At 71.1% G+C, this 24,703-nt stretch carries 23 protein-coding genes and 1 pseudogene; 13 read left to right on the top strand and 11 right to left on the bottom strand.

Annotation, left to right across the window (positions count from 1 at the left end):
• From RH94_RS43875 to mce, 4 genes are all read right to left on the bottom strand, one after another.
• A partial coding sequence (locus RH94_RS43875; RefSeq protein WP_234425875.1) for an ATP-binding cassette domain-containing protein occupies positions 1-408 on the bottom strand: 408 nt, incomplete at its 3' end.
• Between the two features lie 108 nt (positions 409-516).
• Positions 517-1,452 carry a coiled-coil domain-containing protein gene (locus RH94_RS19090; RefSeq protein ID WP_073948755.1) on the bottom strand — a complete coding sequence of 312 codons (936 nt, stop codon included), beginning with the start codon at positions 1,450-1,452 and terminating at the stop codon, positions 517-519.
• A gap of 183 nt (positions 1,453-1,635) precedes the next feature.
• Positions 1,636-5,484 carry a polarized growth protein Scy gene (scy, locus tag RH94_RS19085; RefSeq protein ID WP_073948754.1) on the bottom strand — a complete coding sequence of 1,283 codons (3,849 nt, stop codon included), beginning with the start codon at positions 5,482-5,484 and terminating at the stop codon, positions 1,636-1,638.
• A gap of 453 nt (positions 5,485-5,937) precedes the next feature.
• Positions 5,938-6,363, bottom strand: a complete 426-nt coding sequence (gene mce, locus RH94_RS19080) for a methylmalonyl-CoA epimerase (protein ID WP_073948753.1) — start codon at positions 6,361-6,363, stop codon at positions 5,938-5,940.
• Positions 6,364-6,510: 147 nt separating this feature from the next.
• On the opposite strand from mce, the gene RH94_RS19075 reads away from it, so the two are divergent.
• Both RH94_RS19075 and meaB read left to right on the top strand, forming a co-directional pair.
• Entirely contained in the window at positions 6,511-7,728 is a 1,218-nt protein-coding gene (locus RH94_RS19075; protein WP_107428760.1) for an acetyl-CoA C-acetyltransferase, read from the top strand.
• Positions 7,729-7,823: 95 nt separating this feature from the next.
• Positions 7,824-8,780: a methylmalonyl Co-A mutase-associated GTPase MeaB gene (meaB, locus tag RH94_RS19070; protein WP_073948751.1), complete on the top strand. Its 957-nt coding sequence runs from the start codon at positions 7,824-7,826 to the stop codon at positions 8,778-8,780.
• Positions 8,781-8,880: 100 nt separating this feature from the next.
• On the opposite strand, the gene RH94_RS19065 is transcribed toward meaB, so the two are convergent.
• The 4 genes from RH94_RS19065 to RH94_RS19050 form a co-directional block, all read right to left on the bottom strand.
• Positions 8,881-9,357 (bottom strand): MarR family winged helix-turn-helix transcriptional regulator, encoded by a 477-nt coding sequence (locus RH94_RS19065; protein WP_073948750.1) that lies wholly within the window; start codon positions 9,355-9,357, stop codon positions 8,881-8,883.
• Positions 9,358-9,450: 93 nt separating this feature from the next.
• Positions 9,451-10,254 carry an AIM24 family protein gene (locus tag RH94_RS19060; protein WP_073948749.1) on the bottom strand — a complete coding sequence of 268 codons (804 nt, stop codon included), beginning with the start codon at positions 10,252-10,254 and terminating at the stop codon, positions 9,451-9,453.
• Positions 10,251-10,901 (bottom strand): AIM24 family protein, encoded by a 651-nt coding sequence (locus RH94_RS19055; RefSeq protein ID WP_073948748.1) that lies wholly within the window; start codon positions 10,899-10,901, stop codon positions 10,251-10,253. The genes RH94_RS19060 and RH94_RS19055 overlap by 4 nt, the downstream gene beginning before the upstream one ends.
• Position 10,902: 1 nt before the next feature.
• Positions 10,903-11,535: an AIM24 family protein gene (locus tag RH94_RS19050; protein WP_073948803.1), complete on the bottom strand. Its 633-nt coding sequence runs from the start codon at positions 11,533-11,535 to the stop codon at positions 10,903-10,905.
• Positions 11,536-11,729: 194 nt separating this feature from the next.
• On the opposite strand from RH94_RS19050, the gene RH94_RS19045 reads away from it, so the two are divergent.
• The 6 genes from RH94_RS19045 to RH94_RS19020 all read left to right on the top strand — a co-directional run bounded on the left by RH94_RS19045 (position 11,730) and on the right by RH94_RS19020 (position 15,866).
• Entirely contained in the window at positions 11,730-12,074 is a 345-nt protein-coding gene (locus tag RH94_RS19045; protein ID WP_073948747.1) for a DUF3817 domain-containing protein, read from the top strand.
• Positions 12,071-12,373, top strand: coding sequence for an MTH1187 family thiamine-binding protein (locus RH94_RS19040; RefSeq protein WP_073948746.1), 303 nt, complete (start codon positions 12,071-12,073; stop codon positions 12,371-12,373). Before RH94_RS19045 ends, RH94_RS19040 begins: the two co-directional genes overlap by 4 nt.
• 135 nt (positions 12,374-12,508) lie before the next feature.
• Positions 12,509-13,117, top strand: coding sequence for an MFS transporter (locus tag RH94_RS19035; RefSeq protein WP_407697332.1), 609 nt, complete (start codon positions 12,509-12,511; stop codon positions 13,115-13,117).
• 67 nt (positions 13,118-13,184) lie between these two features.
• On the top strand, positions 13,185-13,694 hold the full coding sequence (locus RH94_RS19030) for a MarR family winged helix-turn-helix transcriptional regulator (protein ID WP_073948745.1): 510 nt from the start codon (positions 13,185-13,187) through the stop codon (positions 13,692-13,694).
• Between the two features lie 55 nt (positions 13,695-13,749).
• Positions 13,750-14,091, top strand: coding sequence for a DUF3817 domain-containing protein (locus tag RH94_RS19025; protein WP_073948744.1), 342 nt, complete (start codon positions 13,750-13,752; stop codon positions 14,089-14,091).
• 74 nt (positions 14,092-14,165) lie between these two features.
• Positions 14,166-15,866 carry an acyl-CoA mutase large subunit family protein gene (locus RH94_RS19020; RefSeq protein ID WP_073948743.1) on the top strand — a complete coding sequence of 567 codons (1,701 nt, stop codon included), beginning with the start codon at positions 14,166-14,168 and terminating at the stop codon, positions 15,864-15,866.
• Between the two features lie 114 nt (positions 15,867-15,980).
• Here the strand turns inward: RH94_RS19020 and RH94_RS19015 are convergent, their stop codons facing one another.
• Positions 15,981-16,640 (bottom strand): TetR/AcrR family transcriptional regulator, encoded by a 660-nt coding sequence (locus RH94_RS19015; RefSeq protein WP_073948742.1) that lies wholly within the window; start codon positions 16,638-16,640, stop codon positions 15,981-15,983.
• 235 nt (positions 16,641-16,875) lie between these two features.
• Between RH94_RS19015 and RH94_RS19010 the strand changes: the two genes are divergently transcribed.
• The 5 genes from RH94_RS19010 (at position 16,876) to RH94_RS18985 (ending at position 21,967) form a co-directional block, all read left to right on the top strand.
• Positions 16,876-17,856, top strand: coding sequence for a tetratricopeptide repeat protein (locus RH94_RS19010; protein WP_073948741.1), 981 nt, complete (start codon positions 16,876-16,878; stop codon positions 17,854-17,856).
• Between the two features lie 664 nt (positions 17,857-18,520).
• On the top strand, positions 18,521-19,147 hold the full coding sequence (locus tag RH94_RS19000; protein WP_073948740.1) for a DUF6230 family protein: 627 nt from the start codon (positions 18,521-18,523) through the stop codon (positions 19,145-19,147).
• Between the two features lie 138 nt (positions 19,148-19,285).
• The gene (locus tag RH94_RS18995) at positions 19,286-19,843 is read left to right on the top strand and encodes a DUF6114 domain-containing protein (RefSeq protein ID WP_073948739.1); all 558 of its coding nucleotides are present in this window, start codon (positions 19,286-19,288) and stop codon (positions 19,841-19,843) included.
• Positions 19,833-21,233: a hypothetical protein gene (locus RH94_RS18990; RefSeq protein ID WP_073948738.1), complete on the top strand. Its 1,401-nt coding sequence runs from the start codon at positions 19,833-19,835 to the stop codon at positions 21,231-21,233. Before RH94_RS18995 ends, RH94_RS18990 begins: the two co-directional genes overlap by 11 nt.
• Positions 21,234-21,418: 185 nt before the next feature.
• Positions 21,419-21,967, top strand: a complete 549-nt coding sequence (locus tag RH94_RS18985) for a hypothetical protein (RefSeq protein WP_073948737.1) — start codon at positions 21,419-21,421, stop codon at positions 21,965-21,967.
• Positions 21,968-22,048: 81 nt separating this feature from the next.
• On the opposite strand, the gene pyk is transcribed toward RH94_RS18985, so the two are convergent.
• Complete coding sequence (pyk, locus tag RH94_RS18980) at positions 22,049-23,479, bottom strand: pyruvate kinase (RefSeq protein ID WP_073948736.1); 1,431 nt, start codon at positions 23,477-23,479, stop codon at positions 22,049-22,051.
• A 111-nt stretch (positions 23,480-23,590) separates the two neighbouring features.
• A pseudogene (locus RH94_RS18975) lies at positions 23,591-24,703 on the bottom strand (acetate kinase); the annotation flags it as partial.

Genomic DNA, 24,703 nt, shown 5'->3' with positions numbered 1-24,703 from the left:
GAGCCGCTGGCTCATGCCGAGCGAGAAGCCCTTCGCCTTCTTCCGCGCGACCGGGGTCAGCCCGACGGTGTCCAGGACCTCGTCCACCCGGCTGGCCGGGATGCTGTTGCTCTGGGCCAGGCACAGCAGGTGGTTGTAGGCGCTGCGCCCGCCGTGCACGGCCTTGGCGTCCAGCAGGGCGCCTATGTACGTCAGCGGGTCCTTGAGTTCCTGGTAACGCCGGCCGTCGACGCGCACGTTCCCGGCGGTGGGGCGGTCCAGGCCGAGGATCATCCGCATGGTCGTCGACTTCCCGGCGCCGTTGGGTCCCAGGAAGCCGGTGACGGTGCCCGGCCGGACGGAGAAGGTGAGGTTGTCGACCGCCAGCTTCTCCCCGTAACGCTTGGTCAGCCCCTCAAGCTCGATCATGCGGCCCACGCTAGAACAGTCGTGAAGCTCTCCGCCACTGCGAGAGGCGGAGAGCTTCACGACATATCAGCCCATGTCGGGCAAGGCAATGCAAAGGTAATGCAGCTGTTACCGGGACTGCTGGGCAGGGACGCCACGGGAGATCGGCTCGTCCTCGGCCGGCGTGCCCGCGGCGGCCACCGCGGCACCGGTGAGGGTCGCCAGCATCTCGCGCACGTTCGTCAGCTGGGCGTTGATGGAGTCGCGGCGGTTGGTCAGCGCCGCGAGCTCGCGCTCGGACTCCGAACGGATGCGGTCCGCCTTGGCGTTGGCGTCGGCCACGATGTCCTCGGCCTGGCGCTGGGCCGTCTCCACCGTCTGGCGGGCGCGGCGCTCGGCGTCGGTGCGCAGCTTCTCGGCCTCCAGGCGCAGCTGCTCGGCGCGGTGCTCGATCTCCGCCAGCCGCTTCTCCGCCTTGGCCTGACGGGACGCCAGGTCGCGCTCGGACTGCTCGCGCCGCTTGGCGAGGTTCGTCTCGAAGTCGGCGGCGGCCTGCGCGGCCTTGGCGCGGGTCTCCTCGAAGAGGGCGTCCGCCTCCTCCCGCTTGGACTGCGCGTCCTTCTGCGCGTCGGCGCGCAGCTGGGCGGCCTCGCCCTGGGCCTTCTCGACAATCCGGACGCCCTCGTCCTCGGCCTTGGCCTTGCGGTCCACGGCGAAGGACTCGGCGTCGTTGCGGACCTGCTGGGCCGCGGACTCGGCCAGTTCACGGTGCTGCTCGGCCGCGCGCCGGGCCTCCTCACGCAGCTCCTTGGCCTCCTCCTCGGCGAGGCGGAGGATCTTCTCGACCCGCGCACCGAGACCCGCGTAGGACGGCTCGGCGTCGTTGACCTGGGCCTGGGCGTTCTGCGTCTCGAGATGGAGCTCCTCGATGCGCTTCTCCAGGGCGGTGATGCGGGAGAGGGCACTGTCACGGTCGGAGACGAGCTTGGAGATACGTTCGTCCACCTGAGCGCGGTCGTACCCACGCCGCACAAGCTCGAAGCCGTAGGGGGAAGTGTCGCTCATGGGGTTCCTGTCGAAAGAGACCGGTGAGGTGATAGGTGGAATCCTAGGGGCCGAAGCGGTGTGTCATCGAGCGGATACGTGTTTGATCTGGAGAATGACACCTCTTTTGAGTGGCTGACCACGGGAGGGCTTGCCAAAGACTCGGGCAAAGCCCTCCAGACGGCCGGAATCCGCCCCTACAGACTAGCCGTCTGACGACTTGCCACCCGACCGGGGTGCCCCCACCGTCGCGCCCGCCTTGACCCCGCCGTCCTTCCCGGACGACGGAGCCTCGAACGACTCCAGTGCCTCCAGCACGTCCTGGACCCGGGAGATCTCGGCGTTGATGTCCTCGCGCCGGCGCACCAGGACCTCCAGCTCGCGCTTGCCCTCCTCGACCGTGCGCCGCGCCTCGCGGATCGCCTCGGCCTTCAGCTCCTCGGCCTCCTTCACGAGCGTCGCCTTCTTCTGCTCGGCCTCCTTCAGCAGCCCCTCGGCCTTCTTCACCGCGGCGATACGCACCTTGCCCGCCTCGGAGTTGGCCTCCGAGACGATCTCCTTGGCCTTGGCCTGCGCCTTGGCCAGCTGCTCCTCGGCCGCCTTGACGAGCGCGTCGCAGCGGTCGCCCGCCGACTTCATCGTCTCGGCGGCCTCGCGGCGGGCCCGCTCGTGCAGCTGCTCGATCTCGCTCGTCAGACGCTCGCGCAACTCCTCCGCGCGCTGCCGGATCTGCGTGGCGTCCCGGCGGGCGCCGACGAGCAGCTCGTCCGCGTCCGTACGGGCCTTCTCCACCGTCGTGTTGCCCTCGACCCGTGCCTCGGACAGGATCCGGTCGGCCTCCTTGCGGGCCGCGCCCACCATCGTGTCGGCCTGGGACTCCGCCTCCGCCTTCGTCTTGACCGCGCTCGCCTGCGCCTCGGTGAGCAGCTTGTCGGCCTCGGCCGTGGTCTCCGTGATGAGCGTGTCGACCTGCTCGGCGGCCTCCGAACGCCGCTTGTTGGCGTCCTTGCGGGCCTCGTCCAGGGTCCGCTCGGCCTCCTCGCGGGCCACGGACACCAGCCGCTCGGCCTTCTCCGCCGCCTCGGCCCCGACCCGCTCGGACTCCTTGCGGATCCGCTCGGCGTGCGCCTGCGCGGAACCGACCGTCTCGGCGGCCTCGGCGCGCAGCCGCTCCGCGTCCCCGGTGGCGTCCGAGATCAGCTTCTCCGCCTTGGCGACGGACTCCACCCGGAGACGGTCCGCCTCCACGACCGTCTCCGACTGGAGCCGCTCCGCCTCCGACCGGGCCTCGGAGATGAGCGTGTCCGCCTGGGCCGCCGCGTCCGAGCGGATGCGGTTGGCGTCCTCGCGGGCCTCCGCGCGGGTGCGCGAGGCGTCCTGCTCGGCCTGCGCGATGGCGTCGGAGGCCTCCGTGCGCACCCGCTGGGCGTGCTCGGAGACATCGGCGCGGATCCGGTCCGCCTCCGCGATCGCCTCGGACACCGTGCGCTCGGCCAGCGCGTTGGCGGCCTCGGTCTCCTCCTGCGCCTCGCGCCGCAGCCGGCCCGCGTCCTCGCCGGCCCGCTCCCGCTCGGCGTAGGCGTCGGCGCGGACCCGGTCCGCCTCCTCCCCGGCCTCCCGGCGGGTGCGGTCCGCCGCGTGCTCGGCGGCCGAGCGCAGCCCGGCGATCTCCTCCTGCGCCTGCTCGTGCAGCCCGGCCACGGAGTCCCGCACCTGCTGGGCGTGGAGTTCGGCGGCGGACACCATCTCGGTGGCGCGCCGGTCGGCCTCCTCCACCAGACGGGTGGCCTCGGTCTGCGCCTCCTCCACGCGCTTGCGCGCGGAGGCCAGCAGCTCCTCGCTCTGCTCGCGGGCCCGCTCGCGCTCCTGGTCGGCCTCGTCGCGCGCGGCACCGAGCAGCTCCTCGGCCTCGCGGCGGCGCCGGGCCGCCTCCTCCTGGGCGGCGGCCAGCGTCTCGGACGCCTCCGTGCCCAGCCGCTCGGCCGCGGCCCGCGCCTCCGCACGGACCCGGTCCGCGGTGTCCTGGGCCTCCGCCTTGAGCCGCTCGGCCTCCGCCGCGGCCTCCGACCGCAGCCGTACGGCGACGGCCTCGCCCTCCGCGCGGGAGGCGGACGCGTCGGCGGCGGCCTCGGTGCGCAGCCGCTCGGCCTCCGTCTCCGCCTGCTGCTGCAGTGTCCGGATCCGCTCGGCGGCCTCGCCGCGCAGCCGCTCGGCCTCCTCCGAGGCCTCACGGCGGATGCGGGACGCCTCCTCGCGGGCGTCGGCCAGCGCCTGCTCGGCGGCGGCGAGACGCTCCTCGGCCTCGGTGTGCAGCCGGGTCAGCTCCTGCTCGGCCTCCGCCTGCCGGGCCGCCAGCGCCTGCTCGGTCTCCTCGCGCAGCTCGCGCGCGGCCCGCTCGGCGTCCGCCCGGACCGACTCGGCCTGCTCGGCGGCCTCCTCGCGGTGCCGCTCGGCCTCCTTGCGGGTGCGCTCCAGGGTCTCCTCGGCCTGCCGGCGCAGCGTGGTGGCCCGCTCGATGGCCTCGGTGCGGACCTTCTCGCTGTCGCTCTGCGCGGTGGAGCGCAGCTCGTCGGCGTCCGCCTTGGCCTTGGCCAGCAGCTCCTCGGCGGACTTGGCCGCCTCCTCGATCTGCGCCACGGCCTCGCGCCGGGCCTCGGCGCGGATCCGCTCGCCCTCGGCGACCGCGTCGGCCCGCAGCTGCTCGGCCTCGCCGCGCAGCCGGCGGGCCTCCTCCTGCAGCTCGACCGTCTTGGCGCGGTACTCCTTGGTGTCGTCCTTGGCGGCGCCCTTGAGCTGCTCGGCGATGCCCTGCGCCTCGGCGCGCAGCCGGTCCGCCTCGGCCTCGGCCTCCTTGCGGATCCGCTCGGCCTCCTCGGCCGCGGCCCCGGTGGTCCGCCGGGCGTCCTCCGACGCCCTGTTCAGCACGTCCTCGGCGGTCTTCGCCGCCTTGGACAGCTGGGTCGCGCTCTCCTCGGCGGTGATCGTACGGGCCTTCTCGGCGGCCTCCGCGACGATCTTCTCCGCCTCGGCACGGGCGTCCGCGACCAGCTGCTCGGCCTCGGACTTGGTGCTCTCGGCCTCCTTGGTGGCCTCCTTGACCAGCCGGGCGACCTGCTCCTTGGCCGTGCGCGTGCGCTGCTCGTTGGCCGACTCGGCGCTGGCCAGCGCCTTCGACGCGGACTCCTCGGCCTCGGCGACCAGCTTCTCCGCCTCGGTCTGCGCCTTGCGCAGCGCCTCCTCGGCCTCGGCCATGCGCTGCTCGGCGGCCCGGCTCAGCTCGGTGGCCCGGCGGCGGGCGGCGTCCGACTCGCTCGCCGTGGAGCTGCGCAGCTGCTCGGCGTGGTCGGTGGCCTCCTGGGCCTGGGTGGAGGCGGCGTTCAGCAGCCGCTCGGCGTCGGTGCGGGCGCGGCGCAGGAGCTGCTCGGCCTCCGCGCGGGCCGCCTCGGCCTCGCCCTGCAGCCGCTGCCGGGCCTCGGCGGTCAGCCGCTCGGCCTCCGCGCGGGCGGCGGCCATCGCCTGCTCGGCCTCCGCGCGGGACTCGTCCAGCAGCCGGCGGGCCTGCTGCTCGGTGCGGGCGCGCAACTGCTCCGCCCACGCCACGTTCTCGTTGACGTGCGACTCGACGGTCTGCCGGCGCTCGGCGAGCTCCTGGTCGAGCTGCTGACGGCGGGTCACCGCCTCCTGGTGCAGTTCCGCCTGCAGACGCGCGGCCTGCTCGGCGTGCTCCTGGAGGATGCGCTGGGTCTGCGCCCGCGCCTGGCTCAGCTCGCGCTCGGCGTCCGCGCGGATCTGGTCGGCCTGCATCTGCGCGTTGCGCAGCAACTGCTCGGCCTGGTAGCCGAGGTCGGCGCCGTCGTAGGCGGGCCGGGACATGAGGGTGCGGCGCGCCTCGTGCAGCTTGGCGCGCAGCACCTCGACCTGGTAGCCGAGGTCCTCGGCATGCTGGATCGCCTTTTCCCGCTCGGTCTTCAGCCGATCCATCTCGGCCTCGAACCGAGAGAGGTGGTCGACGTCAGCCGCCGGCTCTCGCTCCTGGCGTTCGTAGCCCCGCACTGCGCGGTCCCATCCGTCCCCTGGTCGCAAGCCTGTCCAAACGAGCTCCGTCCATCCGCCGAACGGGGCCCCCGGGGAATGGTGTCAGATCAACGGCGGAGCACGGGCTGTTGCCCCGCCGCTCGTCCCCCGAAACACGGACCCCGGAAAGCGGCCGCATCCGCCTCGGACACGACCGCCCCCAACCCTACCGGCCCTTTTATACGTGGGTCAGTGCCCAGTCGGCTCAACAGGCGCCGAATTGAACCCTCCCCCAGTTGCGGCAAGGGGATTCCCGGCTCAAGCAGCCCGTTCGCCCGACGGGCGGGCGAGTCCGGCGCTCTCGGTGCCGGCCGGGACGGAACCTGCCCGGTTGCCCGTCAGGGCAAGGGGACGCGCGTGCTCGGCCCTCGCACGCACGCCGGCGGGTTCACCCGGCCGTGAGGGCGCTTTCTCGCCTTTCGGGGCAGACCCTCAAGGGGTTCGGGAGGTGACCAGTTCTGTCAGCACACCGTGACAGTCCTTGGGGTGCAGGAAGGTGATCCGTGACCCCATGGAACCGCGTCGCGGCTCGTCGTACAGAACGCGTACGCCCTTGGCGCGGACGTCCGCGGCCTCCGCGTCCACGTCCGCCGTGCCGAAGGCGATGTGGTGCACGCCCTCGCCGTTCTTCGCGAGCCACTTGGCGACGGTGGAGTCCTCTCGGGTGGGCTCGAGAAGCTGCAGGTAGGACGCCCCGCCGTCGGACGTCTCGTTGATCTTGAGCATGGCCTCGCGCACGCCCTGCTCCTCGTTGACCTCGGTGTGGAACACCTCGAAGCCGTAGGTGGCCCGGTAGAACTCGACGGTCGCGTCGAGGTCGTGGCAGGCGATCCCGATGTGGTCGATTCGCGTCAGCATGGATTCAGTGCAGCGCGCATCGGGTGGTTACGCAACGTGCGCGCGATCACACCCACCGCCGGATGACGGGGTGGACGACCCCTCAGTACATTCGAAGTAAACCCTCGTTCACTCCTCGGCTGTCCAGCCGGAAGGGGATCGCATCTCATGTCTTCTGGAACCGCAGGAACACCCGGAACGAACAGCTCGGTGATCGTCGCGGGCGCCCGTACGCCCATGGGGCGACTGCTCGGCTCGCTCAAGTCCTTCTCGGGAGCCGACCTCGGCGGCTTCGCGATCAAGGCCGCCCTCGACCGTGCGGGGATCACGGGCGACCAGGTGCAGTACGTCATCATGGGCCAGGTGCTGCAGGCCGGGGCGGGGCAGATCCCGGCACGCCAGGCCGCGGTCAAGGCCGGCATCCCGATGAGCGTCCCGGCGCTCACCGTCAACAAGGTGTGCCTGTCCGGCCTGGACGCCATCGCACTGGCCGACCAGCTGATCCGCGCGGGTGAATTCGACGTGGTCGTCGCCGGCGGCCAGGAGTCCATGACCAACGCCCCCCACCTGCTGCCCAAGTCCCGCGAGGGCTACAAGTACGGCGCCGTGCAGATGCTGGACGCCATGGCCCACGACGGCCTGACCGACTCCTTCGAGAACATCGCCATGGGCGAGTCGACGGAGAAGCACAACACCCGCCTGGGCATCGGCCGCGCCGAGCAGGACGAGATCGCCGCCCTGTCCCACCAGCGCGCCGCCGCCGCGCAGAAGAACGGCGTCTTCGAGGCCGAGATCACCCCGGTGGAGATCCCGCAGCGCAAGGGCGACCCGGTCCTGTTCAGCAAGGACGAGGGCATCCGCGGCGACACCACCGCGGAGTCGCTGGGCAGGCTGCGCCCGGCCTTCGCCAAGGACGGCACGATCACGGCCGGCTCCTCCTCGCAGATCTCCGACGGCGCCGCGGCCGTGGTCGTGATGAGCAAGGCCAAGGCGCAGGAACTGGGCCTGGACTGGATCGCCGAGATCGGCGCCCACGGCAACGTGGCGGGTCCGGACAACTCCCTGCAGTCCCAGCCGTCCAACGCGATCCTGCACGCCCTGAAGAAGGAGGGCCTGGAGGTCTCCGACCTCGACCTCGTCGAGATCAACGAGGCGTTCGCCGCGGTTGCCGTGCAGTCAATGAAGGACCTCGGCGTGTCCACGGAAAAGGTGAACGTGAACGGCGGCGCCATCGCCCTGGGTCACCCGATCGGCATGTCCGGCGCCCGTCTCGTCCTGCACCTGGCCCTGGAGCTGAAGCGGCGCGGCGGCGGCGTCGGCGCGGCCGCGCTGTGCGGCGGCGGCGGCCAGGGTGACGCGCTGATCGTCCGGGTACCGAAGGCGTAACGGACACCGAGGGCGCAAGCCCCTTCCGACCGATCCCTCTCGTACGACCCCCTCGTACGCGCACGGCGTACGAGGACCACGTGAACGGAGCTGTGATGCAGGACGTCTCCTCTCTGGTGGCCCAGGCCAGGGAAGGCCGGCCGAGGGCCGTGGCCCGGCTGATCTCCTTGGTGGAGGGGGCGTCCCCGCAGTTGCGGGAGGTCATGCGCACGCTCGCGCCCCTGACCGGCAACGCCTACGTCGTCGGCCTCACCGGCTCCCCGGGCGTGGGCAAGTCGACGTCCACCTCGGCGCTGGTGACGGCGTACCGCAAGCAGGGCAGGCGGGTCGGCGTCCTGGCCGTCGACCCGTCCTCGCCCTTCTCCGGCGGCGCCCTGCTCGGCGACCGCGTCCGCATGGCGGAGCACGCCTCCGACCCGGGCGTCTACATCCGCTCCATGGCCACCCGCGGCCACCTGGGCGGCCTCGCCTGGGCCGCCCCGCAGGCGATCCGCGTGCTGGACGCGGCGGGCTGCGACGTGGTCCTGGTCGAGACGGTCGGCGTGGGCCAGTCGGAGGTGGAGATCGCCTCCCAGGCGGACACCTCGGTCGTGCTGCTGGCCCCGGGCATGGGCGACGGCATCCAGGCGGCCAAGGCCGGCATCCTGGAGATCGGCGACGTCTTCGTCGTCAACAAGGCCGACCGCGACGGCGCGGACGCCACCGCCCGCGAGCTGAACCACATGCTGGGCCTCGGCGAGGCCCGCGGCCCGGGCGACTGGCGCCCGCCCATCGTCAAGACGGTGGCGGCCCGCTCCGAGGGCGTCGACGAGGTCGTGGAGGCCCTGGAGAAGCACCGCGCCTGGATGGAGGAGCGCGGCGTCCTGACGGAGCGGCGCCGGGCCCGTGCCGCCCGCGAGGTGGAGACGATCGCGGTCACCGCCCTGCGCGAACGCATCGGCGACCTCCACGGCGACCGCCGCCTGGCCGCTCTCGCGGAGAGGATCGTGGCGGGGGAGCTGGACCCGTACGGCGCGGCGGACGAGCTGGTGGCGGGCCTGACGAACGCCTAGGCGGCTGCGGGCGGGAACAACAGGCGGGGCTCCTCGGGGCCCCGCCTGTTGCCCTGGGCGCTGGGGGGTGGGCGCACTCACCCGCGCAGGCCGGGCAGCGCTACAGGCGCCCTCGCTGGTCCCGCAGGTGCTGGGCGACCGGCTTCAGGGCCTTGTCCAGCTCCATCAGCGTCTCGGGGTCCAGCAGATCGATGAAATGCCTCCGGACGGACGCCACATGATGCGGCGCGACCTTCTGCATGATCTCCATGCCGTGCTCGGTGAGGACCGCGTACAGCCCCCGGCGGTCGGACTCACAGTTCTCACGGCGCACCAGGTCCGCGTTCTCCATGCGCGTGATCTGGTGCGAGAGGCGGCTCTTGGACTGGAGGGTGGCGGAGGCGAGGTCGCTCATCCGCATCCGCACGTCCTCCGACTCGGAGAGATTCACCAGGATCTCGTAGTCGTTCATTGTCAGGCCGAACGGCTGCAGGTCCTTTTCGAGCTGGTACGTCAACAGCTTGTTGACCTCCAGGTGGGTACGCCAGGCGCACTGCTCAGCATCGGTCAGCCAGCGCGTGGCCGTCTCGGTCTCCATGAATGAAGTCTACCTAAGAGGTTGAAAGGCGAACTAATGAGGATGGTGTGACGGGTGCGCACGCGTTCGATGTCACACTCCGCAGATTACCGCTCACAGCCCGAAGCGGCGCTGGAGCCCTCCCAGCTGTCCGGGAAGGCTCGGTGCGCCTGTCTGCTGTCCGCCGGTTCCGGACACCCTCCCGGCTCCGGGTACCCCGGGCTCGTCCGGGAGCACCCCCGCGGCCTGCTCGGCCATGAGGGCCTCGCTCGACTGCAGCAGGACCGTGCCGGCCCCCACGAACTCGAACTGATGCTCCTCCCCGGAGACCGGCCCGAGGCCCGTCATCGCACGTAGACCGCCCCATACGCCGGTCAGGTACCCGTGGTCGTAGTGGTGGCACGGGGACGGGCAGTCGGCCCACCCGACGAGCGCCTGCGGGTCCACCCGGATCGGGGGTTCCATGAACACCACCGGCCCGTTGGAGGCGGCCACGAACTTTCCGGTTCCGAGGAGTGTCAGAAAGCCCGGCACGATCGACTGTTTGAGTGCGAGAGTTGGCTGAAAAGCGAGCAGATTGCCGGAGCGAATGGTCAGATTGCCGTCGTCCAGGTCGAAGGAGTTGACATCAAAGGCCCGGTCGGCGAGCAGCATCCGCCCCGAACCCTCGGCCACCACCCAGTCGCTCGCGTGCAGAGGCGAATGAAAGACGGTGCGGACCAGACGGTCCAGCCGGCCGTGCCCGATGCCGTTGAACTCGATCGCCCCGTAGTAGGCGATCATCTTCCCCTTCTGCAGGAACCACTGGCTTCCCTTGAGGTCCACGCAGAAGGTGTACGGGTTCACGTTGTCGTCGGCCGGCAGGGTCGTCGGGTCGTGGACCACGGGCCCGGCACCGGGCGTTCCGTACGCGCTCACAGCTTCTCCTCCGACGCCTGGACGTAGACCGTGCCGCTGCCGCTCAGCTCCAGCTGGAAGCCCTCCCCGGAGCCGCGCCCCACCATCTCGCGCCAGCCCAGTGCGGTGGACAGCTTGTTGCGGACGTCGCCGTGGTGGGCGACGTAGGCCTGCGGGTCGACATGCACCGGACGCTGCGGGGTGATCGGCAGCTCGAAGACACCGCCGTGCGCCATCACGGCCACCGACCCATGACCCCTCAGCGTGGTCGTGAACAGCCCCTGGCCCGTCACCTGGCCCCGCACCATGCCCATGACCCCGCCCTGCGAGCCCATGAACATCGTCCCCTGTTCGAGCGTGCCCTCGAAGGCGAGCAGTCGGTCCGCCTCCACGTACAGCGTGTCACCCGTCAGGCCGATCACGTGCACATGATGGCCGCCGTGCCCGAAGAAGACCGTGCCGCTGCCCTCCACGGTCATCAGCGGGGTGGCCTCGCCCGCCACCCGCCGCCCGATCATCGACATCAGACCGCCCTGACCGCCCTGGATATTGGGCGTGAACGCCACATCCCCCCGGTAGGCGAGCATCGCCCCGCGCTGACTGAACAGCCGCTGCCCCGGCACGACCGTCGCCTCGACCATCCTGGAGTTGATCTCACGGAACGTCATCTCACAGATCCCCCGCGATCGTGTTCCGCTCGCTCGGCTGGACGTACACCAGCCCGTCCCCCTCGAACCGGATCTGGAAGGCCTCCCCGCCGCCTTCCCCCAGAAAAGTGCGGAAGGTCACACCGGACTGGAAGGACTGCCGCACGTTCCCCTGGTGCGCGATGTACGCCCCCGGATCGACGACCAACGGGTACTGCGGGCTCACCCGGAGCACCACCGCCGGCCCGTCCGACATGACCGCCACCTGTCCGTGCCCCTCGACCGTGGTCGTGAACAGCCCGTTGCCCTGCGAGGCACCCCGCAGCCCGGTGAACGTGGTCCCCGTCCGCAGCCCGGCCTCGGTCACGAGCAGATTGCTCGACTCGACGTACAACTTCTCCCCGGACAGCCGCACGAGATTGATCTCCGACGCCCGGTCGGCGAACCAGCAGGTCCCCTGCCCCCGCACCTCCATCACGGTCATCTGCTCACCGGTGAGCCGCCGGGTCACCATGCCGCGCAGACCCTCGCCGCCACCGGTCAGCCTCTTGAAGGACATCTGCCCGTCGTACGCGACCATCGAGCCGTTCTTCGCCTTCACGGCGTCCCCGGTCATGTCGACGGCGAGCACTCTGCTGCCTTGCAGTCGGAACATCGCCACGAAGCGAAGGTAGCGGGGGACGGAGGAGGCGGACAGGGTTTACGGGAGGAGAACGACCCTGATCGCACCCTTACGGGCCCGCCACACCCACCCCCTCCCGGCACCCGCCCGGCGGTTTGCCACAATGGACGAACGCTTGTGCTCACATTCACAAGCAATGCCAGCCAGTCTCCCACCGAAGGTGATCCGTGGAACTCAAGACCGCCACCGCCCTCCGCCGCCTCCGCCTGGTCTCCGGCCCCGAGGCGGTCTCCTTCCTCCTGCTCCTGGTCTGCTCGGTCCTGAAGCGGACCACGGACTTCAACGCGGTTCCCGTGATGGGCGCGATCCACGGCATCCTGTTCATCCTGTACGTGGTCTTCTGGGCCGACGCGTGGAGCCGGGCGAAGTGGTCGCTCGGGACCGCCGCCCTCTACTTCGTCCTCTCGGTCCTGCCGACCGGTGGCTTCTTCGCCGAGCGCAGGCTCAAGCGGGAGGCCGAGGACGCGGTGATCGCCTCCCGTGCCCGCCGCGAAGGAGTCGTGAACGCGTGATCGTCGCCTTCTCCGTGACGCCGCTGGGCGTCGGCGAGGACGTGGGGGAGTACGTCGCCGACGCGGTCCGGATCGTCCGCGAGTCCGGCCTCCCCCACCGCACCGACGCGATGTTCACCTCCGTCGAGGGCGAGTGGGACGAGGTCATGGAGGTCGTGAAACGCGCCGTGGCCGCGGTGGAGGCGCGTGCGCCGCGCGTCTCCCTGGTCCTCAAGGCGGACATCCGCCCCGGCGTGACGGACGGCCTCACGGCCAAGGTGGAGACGGTCGAGAGGTACCTGGCGCAACAGGGGGACTAGACACCCGGGGCCGCGCTGTGGAGGTGGGTGCGCTCACCCGCGCCGTCCTGGGGTCCCCTGTCCGAAGAGCTTGGGGAAGGCACGACTGCCCGCAGCCGCCCGACGGCGGAAGGGGCCGTGGGGTGCGTCCGCAGCGTGCCCGGCACCGCCGCCCGCCCCCGCAGCCGCAGCCGCAGCCGCAGCAGAGCCTCCCCGGCCTCGGCCCCCCGCTCCGCCCACAGCCCTCCCGGCCTTCGCGCCGACCGCCGTGTCCGCGCGCTGCTCCTGCTGTTCCGGGTGCCGCCGATGTCCATGGTCGTGCCCGAGGCCCTGGCGGCCCCCTGCGCCGACGCGCTCGGCGCCGGCTCCACCGGCCTCGGCCCGCTGATGTGCGGGCTGCCCGTCGGCGCGATCGCGGGCGAACTGTACGCGGGCTCCCGGCTGCGGCCCGCCGCACGGGAGCGGATCGCCCTCCCGCTGGTCTGCCTCACGCCGCTGCCGTACCTCGGCTACGCCCTGCGCTCGAACCTCCCCGTCTCGCTCCTGCTGCTGCTCTCGGGCGCCGGGTCGGCGTACACGCCGGGTCTGGGCCAGTGGTTCGTGCGGGCCGTGCCCGAGGAGCTGCGCGGCCGGGCGATGACCCTGCTCACCGCGGGGCTCATGACGATCCAGGGGGTGGGCATGGCGCTGGCCGGGGTCGCGGCGGAGTCCGCCGGGGTGACGGCCACGGTCGCGGGCCGGCCTGCTGCGTCCGGCTCGCCGTGACCGCCCGCCGGACCGAAAGGCGAGACAGGGCTGACCACGATATGACCGACGGGTAGGGTCTGGTGACGTGCCGAAGCCCCTCAGTCTCCCCTTCGACCCCATCGCCCGCGCCGACGAGCTCTGGAAGCAGCGTTGGGGAAACGTGCCCTCCATGGCCGCGATCACCTCGATCATGCGGGCCCATCAGATCCTGCTGGCCGAGGTCGACGCGGTGGTCAAGCCGTACGGGCTGACGTTCGCGCGCTACGAGGCCCTGGTGCTGCTCACCTTCTCCAAGGCCGGCGAGCTGCCGATGTCCAAGATCGGCGAGCGGCTCATGGTGCACCCCACGTCCGTGACGAACACGGTGGACCGCCTGGTCAGGTCGGGTCTGGTGGCCAAGCGCCCCAACCCCAACGACGGGCGCGGCACGCTCGCGGTCATCACCGGCAAGGGCCGCGAGGTGGTCGAGTCGGCCACCCGCGACCTGATGGCGATGGACTTCGGACTCGGGGCCTACGACGCCGAGGAGTGCGCGGAGATCTTCGCGATGCTGCGGCCGCTGCGGATCGCCGCGCACGACTTCGAGGAGGAATGACACGAGGGGCGACCCGGGGCGGGATCTCCCGGAACGGGTGGTTACGCTCGTCTTCATGAAACGAAGCGTGCTGACCCGCTACCGCGTCATGGCCTACGTCACCGGCGTGCTGCTGGTCCTGCTGGTTCTGGGCATGATCGGCAAGTATCTGCTCGCCCTCGACGGTGCGGCGGACTTCACGCGCCTGGTGGGCATCGCACACGGCTGGCTGTACGTCCTCTACCTCGTCTTCGCCTTCGACCTGGGCTCCAAGGCGAAGTGGCCGGTGGCCAAGCAGCTGTGGGTCCTGCTGGCCGGAACGATCCCCACGGCCGCCTTCTTCGTGGAGCGCAGGATCACCCACGAGCTGGAGTCCAAGCTCGCGCAGGACGAGGCCCCCGCGGTCGCCGAGGCGTAACCGGACCGCCGTACGAACACCGTACGGCGGTCTCCCATCGACATTTACTAGGACGTCCTAGTAAATTCGAAGGCATGGACGCTGACGCCATCGAGGAGGGCCGCCGCCGCTGGCAGGCCCGGTACGACGCCGCACGCAAGCGCGACGCGGACTTCACCACGCTCTCCGGCGACCCCGTGGAGCCGGTGTACGGACCCCGCCCCGGGGACGGGTACGAGGGCTTCGAGCGGATCGGCTGGCCCGGGGAGTACCCCTTCACCCGCGGGCTGTACCCGACCGGCTACCGGGGACGCACCTGGACGATCCGGCAGTTCGCCGGGTTCGGCAACGCCGAGCAGACCAACGAGCGCTACAAGATGATCCTCGGCAACGGCGGAGGCGGGCTCTCGGTCGCCTTCGACATGCCGACGCTCATGGGCCGCGACTCCGACGACCCGCGCTCGCTGGGCGAGGTCGGCCACTGCGGGGTGGCGATCGACTCGGCCGCCGACATGGAGGTCCTGTTCAAGGACATCCCGCTCGGCGACGTCACCACCTCCATGACGATCAGCGGGCCGGCCGTCCCCGTCTTCTGCATGTACCTGGTCGCCGCCGAGCGTCAGGGTGTGGACGCCTCCGTCCTCAACGGCACGCTCCAGACGGACATCTTCAAGGAGTACATCGCCCAGAAGGAGTGGCTCTTCGAGCCCGAGCCGCACCTGCGCCTCATCGGCGACCTGATGGAGCACTGCGCCTCCGGCATCCCCGCCTACAAGCCGCTGTCGGTCTCCGGCTACCACATCCGCGAGGCGGGGGCGACGGCCGCGCAGGAGCTGGCGTACACGCTGGCGGACGGCTTCGGCTACGTCGAACTGGGCCTGAGCCGCGGTCTGGACGTCGACGTCTTCGCGCCCGGCCTGTCCTTCTTCTTCGACGCGCACGTCGACTTCTTCGAGGAGATCGCCAAATTCCGCGCGGCGCGCAGGATCTGGGCGCGGTGGATGCGGGACGTCTACGGCGCGAAGTCCGAGAAGGCCCAGTGGCTGCGCTTCCACACGCAGACCGCGGGGGTCTCGCTGACCGCCCAGCAGCCGTACAACAACGTCGTCCGTACGGCGGTGGAGGCGCTCGCGGCGGTGCTCGGCGGCACCAACTCGCTGCACACCAACGCCCTCGACGAGACCCTCGCGCTGCCCAGCGAGCAGGCCGCGGAGATCGCGCTGCGCACGCAGCAGGTGCTGATGGAGGAGACCGGCGTCGCCAACGTCGCCGATCCGCTGGGCGGTTCGTGGTACGTCGAGCAGCTGACGGACCGGATCGAGGCGGACGCGGAGAAGATCTTCGAGCAGATCAGGGAGCGGGGGCTGCGGGCCCACCCCGACGGGCAGCACCCGATCGGGCCGATCACGTCCGGGATCCTGCGGGGGATCGAGGACGGGTGGTTCACCGGGGAGATCGCGGAGTCGGCCTTCCGGTACCAGCGGGCGCTGGAGAAGGGCGACAAGAAGGTCGTCGGGGTGAACGTCCACACGGGGTCGGTGACCGGGGACCTGGAGATCCTGCGGGTGAGCCACGAGGTGGAGCGGGAGCAGGTCCGGGTGCTCGCCGAGCGGAAGGCCGGGCGGGACGCCGCTGCCGTGCGCTCGGCGCTGGACGCCATGCTGGCGGCGGCGCGCAATGGCGGCAACATGATCGAACCCATGCTGGACGCCGTCCGGGCCGAGGCGACGCTGGGCGAGATCTGCGACGTGCTGCGGGAGGAGTGGGGGGTGTACACGGAGCCCGCGGGGTTCTGAGGCGCCGGAGTCGGGGTCGGCGTGGGTTTCGCCCCCGCCGCCCCTGCCCGTCCCGTCCCCAGGGGCTCCGCCCCTTCGCCCCCTGGACCCCCATCGGCCTGAACGGCCTCGTCCTCAGATTCCGCCGAGCTCTTCGAGCAGGGAGGGACCCCCGGACGGGCTGTGTGCCGCCAGCCCCGTCAAAAGGATCCGGGTGAAGCCCCGTACCCACTGCTCGTCCGCCGGTTCCGCGCTGATCAGGGTGCGGTGGACCACCGCACCCGCGACCATGTCGAAGATCAGGTCGGCTGTGCGGGCGGCTTCCTCCGGGGCCGGTTCCGGGGGGAGTTCGCCGCGGGACTGGGCGCGGGCGCGGCCCTCCAGGACCAGGCGTTTCTGGCGGTCGACGATGGAGATGCGGATGCGTTCCCGCAGCGCCTCGTCGCGGGTGGACTCGGCGACCACCGCCATCAGGCCGCTCCTGGCCTCCGGGCGGTCCAGGATCGCCGCGAACTGCAGGACCACGCCCTCGATGTCGGCGGTGAGACTGCCGTGGTCGGGGAGGCGGAGTTCGTCGAAGAGCTCGGCGACGGCGTCGACGACGAGTTCGTTCTTGCCCGCCCAGCGGCGGTACAGCGTCGTCTTGGCGACCCCCGCCCGGGTGGCCACGTCCCCCAGGGTGAGCCTGGACCAGCCCAGCTCGACCAGGGCCGCCCGGGTGGCGGCCAGGATCGCCGCGTCCGCGGTGGCGCTGCGCGGGCGGCCGGCGCGGGTGGACCGGGTGCGGCTCTGCATGGCATGACCATAACCGGCCGATCCTGTGCGGTCGTGAGGGAGATCACCGGGGTGCGCTTCCGCGGAGGCGCTCGATGCCATTACGCTACGGGTCGTATCGAAAGCGTGGGCGGAGGGATGGAGGTCCACGCGCGAGCGACGACCACACGGCGTCCGGTGGGGACCGGGCGCCCGGCACAGTCCGGCTTTCACGGCCGTTTTCACTCAGGGGCGCGGAACGGGGGAGGATGGACGCATGCAGCCACGGAACATGTCCATGAGCGGAGTCGTCGACCTCGCCGCGGTGAAGGCGGCCCAGGAGGCGAAGGCGAAGGCGGAGCAGGCGCGCGCGCAAGCGGCCAGGGAGGGCGGCGCGGGGGCGGTCTCCCCGGCCGATCTCGTCATCGACGTCAGTGAGGCCACGTTCGAGCGCGACGTCCTGCAGCGCTCGGCCGAGGTGCCCGTCGTCATCGACTTCTGGGCCGAGTGGTGCCAGCCCTGCAAGCAGCTGGGCCCGGTCCTGGAGCGGCTGGCCGTCGAGTACGACGGACGCCTCCTCCTCGCCAAGGTCGACGTCGACGCCAACCAGTTGCTGATGCAGCAGTTCGGGATCCAGGGGATCCCCGCGGTCTTCGCGGTGGTCGCGGGCCAGGCCCTGCCCCTGTTCCAGGGGGCAGCGGGCGAGGCGCAGATCCGGCAGACGCTGGACCAGCTGGTGCAGGTCGCCGAGCAGCGCTTCGGCCTGACCGGCCTGACCGTCGACCCGGACGCCGAGCCGGGCGGCCGGGCGGCCTCGCAGACCCCGCAGGCCCCGGCCGGTCCGTACGACGCGCTGCTGAACGCGGCCGCGCAGGCCCTGGACGCCGGTGACCTGGGCGGCGCCGTCCAGGCGTACAAGAACGTACTGGCCGACGACCCGGCCCACCCGGAGGCCAAACTGGGCCTCGCCCAGGCCGAGTTGCTCCAGCGGGTGCAGGGTGCGGACCCGCAGCGGGTGCGCAAGGAGGCGGCCGAGAAGCCGGCCGACGTGCAGGCGCAGATCGCCGCCGCCGACCTGGACCTGGTGGGCGGGCACGTCGAGGACGCGTTCGGCCGGCTCATCGAGGCCGTGCGGAGCACCGCCGGTGAGGACCGGGACGCGGCGCGACTGAGGCTGCTGGAGCTCTTCGAGGTCGTCGGGGCCGAGGACCCGCGGGTGACGGCGGCGCGCCGGGCGTTGGCGCGGGCGCTGTTCTGAGCCCCGGCCGGGCTCCGGCCCGGGCCAAGGCCCTTGTGGTGACCAGTCGTTAAACGCCAGGGCGTGTGATGCCCACGTGAAAGATTGGCCGACGAGCTCCCGGTGCGGCCGCGCTTTACCAAAACTTGGTAATCGCGGCCGCTGTTACTGGGAGTAAGTCGGAGATGTGGTTCCGCACGGTTCTGTCCAGTGGTCAACCGTTTTGTTCTGCCCCGAGTTGCCACCGAGTGTCGCCGTCCGGGGCCGTTGAGTCGCGCCCCGGTCATTCGGCCGTTACCAGCGAGTAACGAACCCCCTTGTGCGGGCGGCGAGAATGCACCACGATCGGCGACGCTCGGTCCGTTCCCGTAAGCCCGGCAGCCGGTCGGGACGCGGGATGTCCGGGTCCCCACCGAGCAGGGCCGGCGGCAGTGCGCCGTCCCTTGGGCAGGGGGGTCTTCGTTTCACGGCGAAGCCTGTCCAGCAAGGTTGTGCGTGATGCGTGTCAGGCGCGACCAGTGGTTGTCGCTCGGGAGTGATCGCCGGTGATTCGGGCGCGGTTCGCGCCACCGGGCGCGGGCGTTCTCCTTCCCGAGGGCGTAGCACTTCTCCCATCCCTGCCCGGCCGAGCCGCCGACCGGCGGTGAGCCGGGGACAGGAGATGTACGTCCGAGAAGGAGGAAACATGGAGTCCCAAGTGCGTGGCGGGACCAGATGGAAGCGGTTCGCTGTGGTCATGGTGCCCAGCGTGGCCGCCACGGCGGCGATAGGCGTGGCCCTGGCACAGGGTGCCCTCGCCGCGTCGTTCAGCGTGTCGGGCCAGTCGTTCAAGGTGACGGCCGACAGGTTGGAAGGCAAGGGGTTCGCCCAGTACGGCGCGATCGACTCGGGGAAGAGCCTCGAGGGCAAGGACGAGGCTCACCCGGTCGCGGTCTCGGCCTTCAAGAAGGCCACGATCAACAACATGTGCCAGTCGGTCGTCACCCCCACGCCCTTCGGCAACGTGAGCCTGATCCTGAAGGCGGGCGGTTCCAAGCCGGTCGAGGCCGACAACCTCTACATCGATGTCGCCGACCTGCAGGCCGACGCCACGTTCAACAACATCGACATCGGTGTTGCGGCCAAGGATGCCAGCAAGGGTCCGGGCATGAAGGGCGGCAACGAGCAGGCCAACCCCTTCGGGTTCGCCCAGCAGGCCGACTCGGCCGTTCTGACCAATGTGAAGCAGACGGCGTGGGCGACCACCGCCGGAACCTTCAAGCTCAGCGGTCTGAAGATGTCGCTGGCGACGGGCACCAAGGAGTGCTACTAGGCACTCGGTGACGGGCGGGGGAGCCGACGGCGCCCCCGCCCGTTCCACCCTCCGCCCGCTCCTTCACACACCCCCCACACCCCACACCACGAAGCACCACCCTCACCACAGCAACGCCGCACCAGGGAGCTGTTTTCCATGAGCGCCGAGACTCCTGCCGCACCCGGTCAGTTCGTCCGCCGGAGGCTGCAGTTCCGCGCATGGCGGGGCACCCGTCCGTTCTGGGCCGGGCTGCTCGTCCTGCTCAGCGGCTTTCCGATCATGTACTTCCCGTACGCCCATCTCAAGCTCGGTCACCTGACCCTGACGATGGGCACCCCCGCGGGAGCCGGCTCCCTCATCATCGGCGTGCTGCTCGTCGTCCTGGGCATCAGCCTCTGGTTCCAGAAGCACATCCGGGTCTTCGCGGGTATCGCGGCGATCCTGCTGGCGCTGGTGTCCATCCCCATGTCCAACTTCGGCGGCTTCGGCCTGGGCTTCCTGCCCGCGCTCATCGGCGGCGCGATGGCCGTGGCGTGGGCGGAGGGCGTGCCGCCCGCGCCGGAGGGCGCCGAGGGGACCGGCCCGGTCCAGGGCGGTGCTCCGCAGGCCGCACCCGAGACGGCGGTGGACGGGACGAGCGAGCCGAACGAGTCGAACGACCTGTCAGGAACGAGCCCTGCCAACGGGGCGAACGGGAGGCACAGTGCCGACTGACGAGGTGGCCCACGGGGCTGAGGTTGACGAGTCCCGTGCGAGAACCGGGCCCCGCCACGCGGCACCCAGGAAGCCGCTGTTCACCAGGTTCCACATGCCGGCCGGCAAGGCCATCGCCATGGCGGCCATGCCGACGGCGGTCCTCATGGGGATGGGGTTCACGTCGACGCTCGCCGTCGCCGACAACAACTCCTCGACGCCGTCCGCCAAGAGCCTGACGATCGACGAGTACAAGGACTGCGTCGCGGCACTGGACGGCTCCGAGGGCAAGGACGAGTCCAAGGACGAACCCTCGGCCCCGCCGACGCCGTCCGCCTCCGCGAGCGCCGGTGACTCCGCCGAGGACGGCAAGGACGGCAAGGACGGCAACACGGAGCCGGCCCCTTCGGCGACATCCTCCGCGGACACCGGGGACACCGGGGACAAGAGCTCCACGGACACGTCCACTCCGTCGGGTTCGGGTTCCGGCGACAAGGCCGGGCCCGAGCCGTCCGCCACCGCCTCGGAGGACAAGCCGGGCGGCTCGGGCGCCGGTGACGCCGCCCCGCCTGCCCCGTCGGAGTCCGCGGGCGGGAGCGGCGGTCTGCTGGGGACCGTCAGCGACACGCTCGGGGGCATCCTCACCGGAGGCACGCCGGGCTCCGGGGCGTCCTCCGCCTCCGAGGCCACGCCGTCCGCCTCCGCCGCACCGCCGGCGGACGGGACGAAGGACGCCACGGCCCCCGCGGACAAGGGGACGTCCGACACCGTCGAGGACACCACCGAGAAGGTCACCGACACGGGCAAGGACACCGTGAAGGACACGACCGGCACGGCGTCCGAGGCGGCCGAGGACGCCGGGAAGCCGGCGGAGGACGCGGCCGACGGGACCACCACCTCGCCGGACCCGTCCGCGAGCGCCGCCGCGGACCTGGAGAACTGCCCGGTCGCCACCGATGCGGTGGGCGGTGTGGACAACAAGGTGCCGCTGGCCGACGACCCCTGGTACCTGGACGCCAGCTCGCTGACGCTGAAGGGCGCCGACTACCAGGGCATCGTCGAGGTCAGGACCGCCAACGGCACCGTGAAGAAGGCGCTGAAGTACGTCGTCTCCAACGGCACGGACATCGGCGACCTGCACCAGACGGTGAAGGACAAGCGGTCCGGCAAGACCTACCACGTGCAGGCGGCCGGGCGCTCGACGTCCAAGATCCGGGGCGGCGACACGGTGATGTACACCGAGAGCATCTCCGGCAACCTGTTCGGCCTGATCCCGGTCACGTTCAGCCCGGACAACCCGCCCCCGCTGAACATCCCGTTGATCTACTTCACCAAGGTCCACGTGGTCCAGGCAGCCCAGTTCGGCGGCAACCTCCACATACCCGGCATGCACGTGTACACGACTGGTTGACAGCTTCTTCGGACCTGCTCTCGCAGCACAGCAGTCGTGGCCCGGTACTCACCCGAGCGAGTGTCGGGCCACAGCACCGTCCGGCCCCTCGGAACTCATGCGGAGGGCGACCCGGTCCGGGCGCCCGGAGGTGGAGCGGAGCGGCTCGGCAAGGGGATGTTCGAGACGGCTGGGGCGCACTTCGGATGAACGGCCTGTTCGACGACCTGGACCGGCTGGACCTCGACGCGCACGCGCGTCGCTGGTCGGCGCCGGAAGTGGTGTGCGCCGACGGGTCGGTGAGTCAGTGGACGGCCGCCGCTCAGCAGTTCGCCGCCCGCCTCCAGCAGGCCCCGGAACGGCTGAGCGGCCGGCAGTGGCAGGCGGTGGCGTCGGGATGGTCGGCTCTGCTGGCAGCCGCGGAGCGGGCCACCGGTCCGCAGCACAACGAGTGGCTGCTGCGTGATCTGTGGCTCGGATCCTGGCTGTTGCAGAAGCTGGGCCGACGGGCGGAAGTGCCTCTGCTGGATCCGGGCCCCGTCCTGGAACGGGCCTTGGACGCCATGCCGATGCCTCCGGATCCGGCCGCCGTGCTTTCCGGGCACTGGCGTGAGCTGGACCGCCCGCACGTCCTCGCGCTGCGCATGATCCGGCGCCTGCTTGCTCCTGTGCGGCCCTTGGCCCACCTCCTCGCGGAGCATCCGCGGTGGGGTGAGTTCGAGGCGTGGGAGCGGATCGCCGGTGACCTGCCGTAGCCGGGAGCGGTGAGAACGCCGAGGGCGCCCCCGGTTCGCAGGGGACGCCCTCAGCGTCGCGGAGGACGACCGGGTGCGCGGTCAGTCGCGGCCGCCGCCGCCCAGGTGGTGGACGCGGACCATGTTGGTGGTGCCGGGGACGCCGGGGGGCGAGCCGGCGGTGATGACGACCGTGTCGCCGGGGGCGAAGCGGCTGAGCTTGACCATCTCCTGGTCGACCAGCTCGACCATTTCGTCGGTGCTGTTGACGAACGGCACCACGTGCGGCTCCACGCCCCAGCTGAGCGCCAGCTGGTTGCGGGTGGACTCGTCGGTGGTGAACGCCAGGATCGGCTGGACCGCGCGGTAGCGGGACAGCCGGCGGGCCGTGTCGCCGGACTGGGTGAAGGCCACCAGGCCCTTGCCGCCCAGGAAGTCGGCGATCTCGCAGGCGGCGCGGGCCACCGAACCGCCCTGCGTGCGCGGCTTCTTGCCGGGCACCAGCGGCTGCAGGCCCTTGGAGAGCAGCTCCTCCTCGGCCGCCTTGACGATCTTCGACATCGTCTTGACGGTCTCGATCGGATACGCGCCCACGCTCGACTCGGCCGACAGCATCACCGCGTCGGCGCCGTCCAGGATCGCGTTGGCCACGTCGGAGGCCTCGGCGCGGGTCGGGCGGGAGTTGGTGATCATCGACTCCATCATCTGGGTCGCCACGATCACCGGCTTGGCGTTGCGCCGGCACAGCTCGATCAGGCGCTTCTGCACCATGGGGACCTTCTCGAGCGGGTACTCGACGGCCAGGTCGCCGCGGGCGACCATCACGCCGTCGAACGCCATCACGACGTCCTGCATGTTCTCCACCGCCTGCGGCTTCTCCACCTTGGCGATGACGGGGACGCGGCGGCCCTCCTCGTCCATGACCCGGTGCACGTCGGCGACGTCCTTGGCGTCCCGGACGAAGGACAGGGCGACCATGTCGCAGCCCATGCGCAGCGCGAAGCGCAGGTCCTCGATGTCCTTCTCGGACAGCGCGGGCACGTTCACCGCCGCGCCGGGCAGGTTGATGCCCTTGTGGTCGGAGACGACACCGCCCTCGATGACGATCGTCCTCACCCGCGGGCCCTCGACGTCCAGGACCTTCAGCTCGACGTTGCCGTCGTTGATCAGGACCTGGTCGCCGCGCGAGACGTCGCCCGGCAGCCCCTTGTACGTCGTACCGCAGACGTGCTTGTCGCCCGGGACGTCCTCGGTGGTGATCGTGAACTCGTCACCCCGCTCGAGCTCGACCGGGCCCTCGGCGAAGGTCTCCAGGCGGATCTTCGGTCCCTGCAGGTCGGCGAGGACCGCGATGGCCCGGCCGGTCTCCTTGGCGGCGGCGCGGACGCGGTCGTACCGTCCCTGGTGCTCGGCGTGCGTGCCGTGGCTGAAGTTGAAGCGGGCCACGTTCATGCCCGCCTCGATCAGGGCGACGAGCATCTCGTGGGAGTCGACTGCGGGGCCGAGAGTACAGACGATTTTCGAACGGCGCATGGGGCGATCCTATCGGTTTGTTTCGCTGCGGAATATTCCGGCCGGCGGAAGATACAAATGTGCGGAGCCGCGCTCAGGCGCGCATTGAAAAGCAGCTGTCGCCAGTCGTCGTCAGTCGTTGTTCCCCACCAGTGCGTACGTCTGTGTCGCGATCTCCATTTCCTCGTCCGTGGGCACCACGGCCACGGCCACCCGCGCGCCCTCGGGCGAGATCAGCCGCGCCTCGCCGCTCCGTACGGCGTTGCGCTCGCCGTCCACCGCCAGGCCCAGCCCCTCCAGGCCCGCGACGGCGGCCTCGCGCACGAAGGCGGCGTTCTCGCCGACCCCGGCGGTGAAGACGACCGCGTCCACCGTGCCGAGTACCGCGTAATAGGCGCCGATGTACTTCTTCAGCCGGTGGACGTAGATCTCGAACGCGAGCCGCGCCTGGTCGTCGCCCTCGTCCATCCGGCGCCGTATCTCCCGCATGTCGTTGTCGCCGCACAGACCGAACAGTCCGCTCCTCTTGTTGAGAAGAGTGTCGATCTCGTCCATGGACATTCCGGCAACGCGCCGCAAATGGAAGATGACGGCCGGGTCCAGGTCACCCGAACGCGTTCCCATCACCAGCCCCTCCAGCGGGGTGAGCCCCATGGAGGTGTCCACGCACCGTCCGCCCCGCACCGCCGAGGCGGACGCCCCGTTGCCCAGGTGCAGCACGATCACGTTGACGTCCTCCGGTGCCCTGCCCAGCAGCTCGGCCGCGGCCCGGGAGACGTAGGCGTGCGAGGTGCCGTGGAAGCCGTAGCGGCGCACCCGGAACCGGTCCGCGACCTTCGTCTCGATCGCGTAGCGGGCCGCGGACTCCGGCATGGTCGTGTGGAACGCCGTGTCGAAGACGGCGACCTGCGGCAGGTCCGGGCGCAGCGCCATGGCCGTGCGGATGCCGGTGAGGTTGGCCGGGTTGTGCAGGGGCGCCACCGGGATCAGCCGCTCGATCTCGGTGAGTACGTCGTCGTCGACGACGGTGGGCTCGGTGAAGAACAGGCCGCCGTGCACCACCCGGTGCCCGATCGCGGCCAGCTCGGGGGAGTCCAGGCCGAGCCCGTCCCTGGCCAGCTCCTCGGCCACGGCCTTCAGGGCGGCGTCGTGGTCGGCGACCGGGCCGTGGTGCTCACGGGTGGCACCCGTGCCGACGCAGGTGTGCCGGAGGCGGGAGGTCTGCTCGCCGATGCGCTCGACCAG

The organism is Streptomyces kebangsaanensis, assembly GCF_001906585.1.
Taxonomy (GTDB): Bacteria; Actinomycetota; Actinomycetes; order Streptomycetales; family Streptomycetaceae; genus Streptomyces; species Streptomyces kebangsaanensis.
Note: the sequence above shows the minus strand (reverse complement) of the source record. Positions and strands in the feature narration are given on the sequence as shown.

Bases quoted from the DNA above. Each gene is read 5' to 3' on its own strand.
- RH94_RS19090 (WP_073948755.1), bottom strand. From the start codon at position 1,452: ATGAGCGACACTTCCCCCTACGGCTTCGAGCTTGTGCGGCGTGGGTAC.
- mce (WP_073948753.1), bottom strand. From the start codon at position 6,363: ATGCTGACGCGAATCGACCACATCGGGATCGCCTGCCACGACCTCGAC.
- RH94_RS19075 (WP_107428760.1), top strand. From the start codon at position 6,511: ATGTCTTCTGGAACCGCAGGAACACCCGGAACGAACAGCTCGGTGATC.
- meaB (WP_073948751.1), top strand. From the start codon at position 7,824: ATGCAGGACGTCTCCTCTCTGGTGGCCCAGGCCAGGGAAGGCCGGCCG.
- RH94_RS19065 (WP_073948750.1), bottom strand. From the start codon at position 9,357: ATGGAGACCGAGACGGCCACGCGCTGGCTGACCGATGCTGAGCAGTGC.
- RH94_RS19055 (WP_073948748.1), bottom strand. From the start codon at position 10,901: ATGACGTTCCGTGAGATCAACTCCAGGATGGTCGAGGCGACGGTCGTG.
- RH94_RS19050 (WP_073948803.1), bottom strand. From the start codon at position 11,535: ATGTTCCGACTGCAAGGCAGCAGAGTGCTCGCCGTCGACATGACCGGG.
- RH94_RS19025 (WP_073948744.1), top strand. From the start codon at position 13,750: ATGAAACGAAGCGTGCTGACCCGCTACCGCGTCATGGCCTACGTCACC.
- RH94_RS19020 (WP_073948743.1), top strand. From the start codon at position 14,166: ATGGACGCTGACGCCATCGAGGAGGGCCGCCGCCGCTGGCAGGCCCGG.
- RH94_RS19015 (WP_073948742.1), bottom strand. From the start codon at position 16,640: ATGCAGAGCCGCACCCGGTCCACCCGCGCCGGCCGCCCGCGCAGCGCC.
- RH94_RS19010 (WP_073948741.1), top strand. From the start codon at position 16,876: ATGCAGCCACGGAACATGTCCATGAGCGGAGTCGTCGACCTCGCCGCG.
- RH94_RS19000 (WP_073948740.1), top strand. From the start codon at position 18,521: ATGGAGTCCCAAGTGCGTGGCGGGACCAGATGGAAGCGGTTCGCTGTG.
- RH94_RS18995 (WP_073948739.1), top strand. From the start codon at position 19,286: ATGAGCGCCGAGACTCCTGCCGCACCCGGTCAGTTCGTCCGCCGGAGG.
- RH94_RS18985 (WP_073948737.1), top strand. From the start codon at position 21,419: ATGAACGGCCTGTTCGACGACCTGGACCGGCTGGACCTCGACGCGCAC.
- pyk (WP_073948736.1), bottom strand. From the start codon at position 23,479: ATGCGCCGTTCGAAAATCGTCTGTACTCTCGGCCCCGCAGTCGACTCC.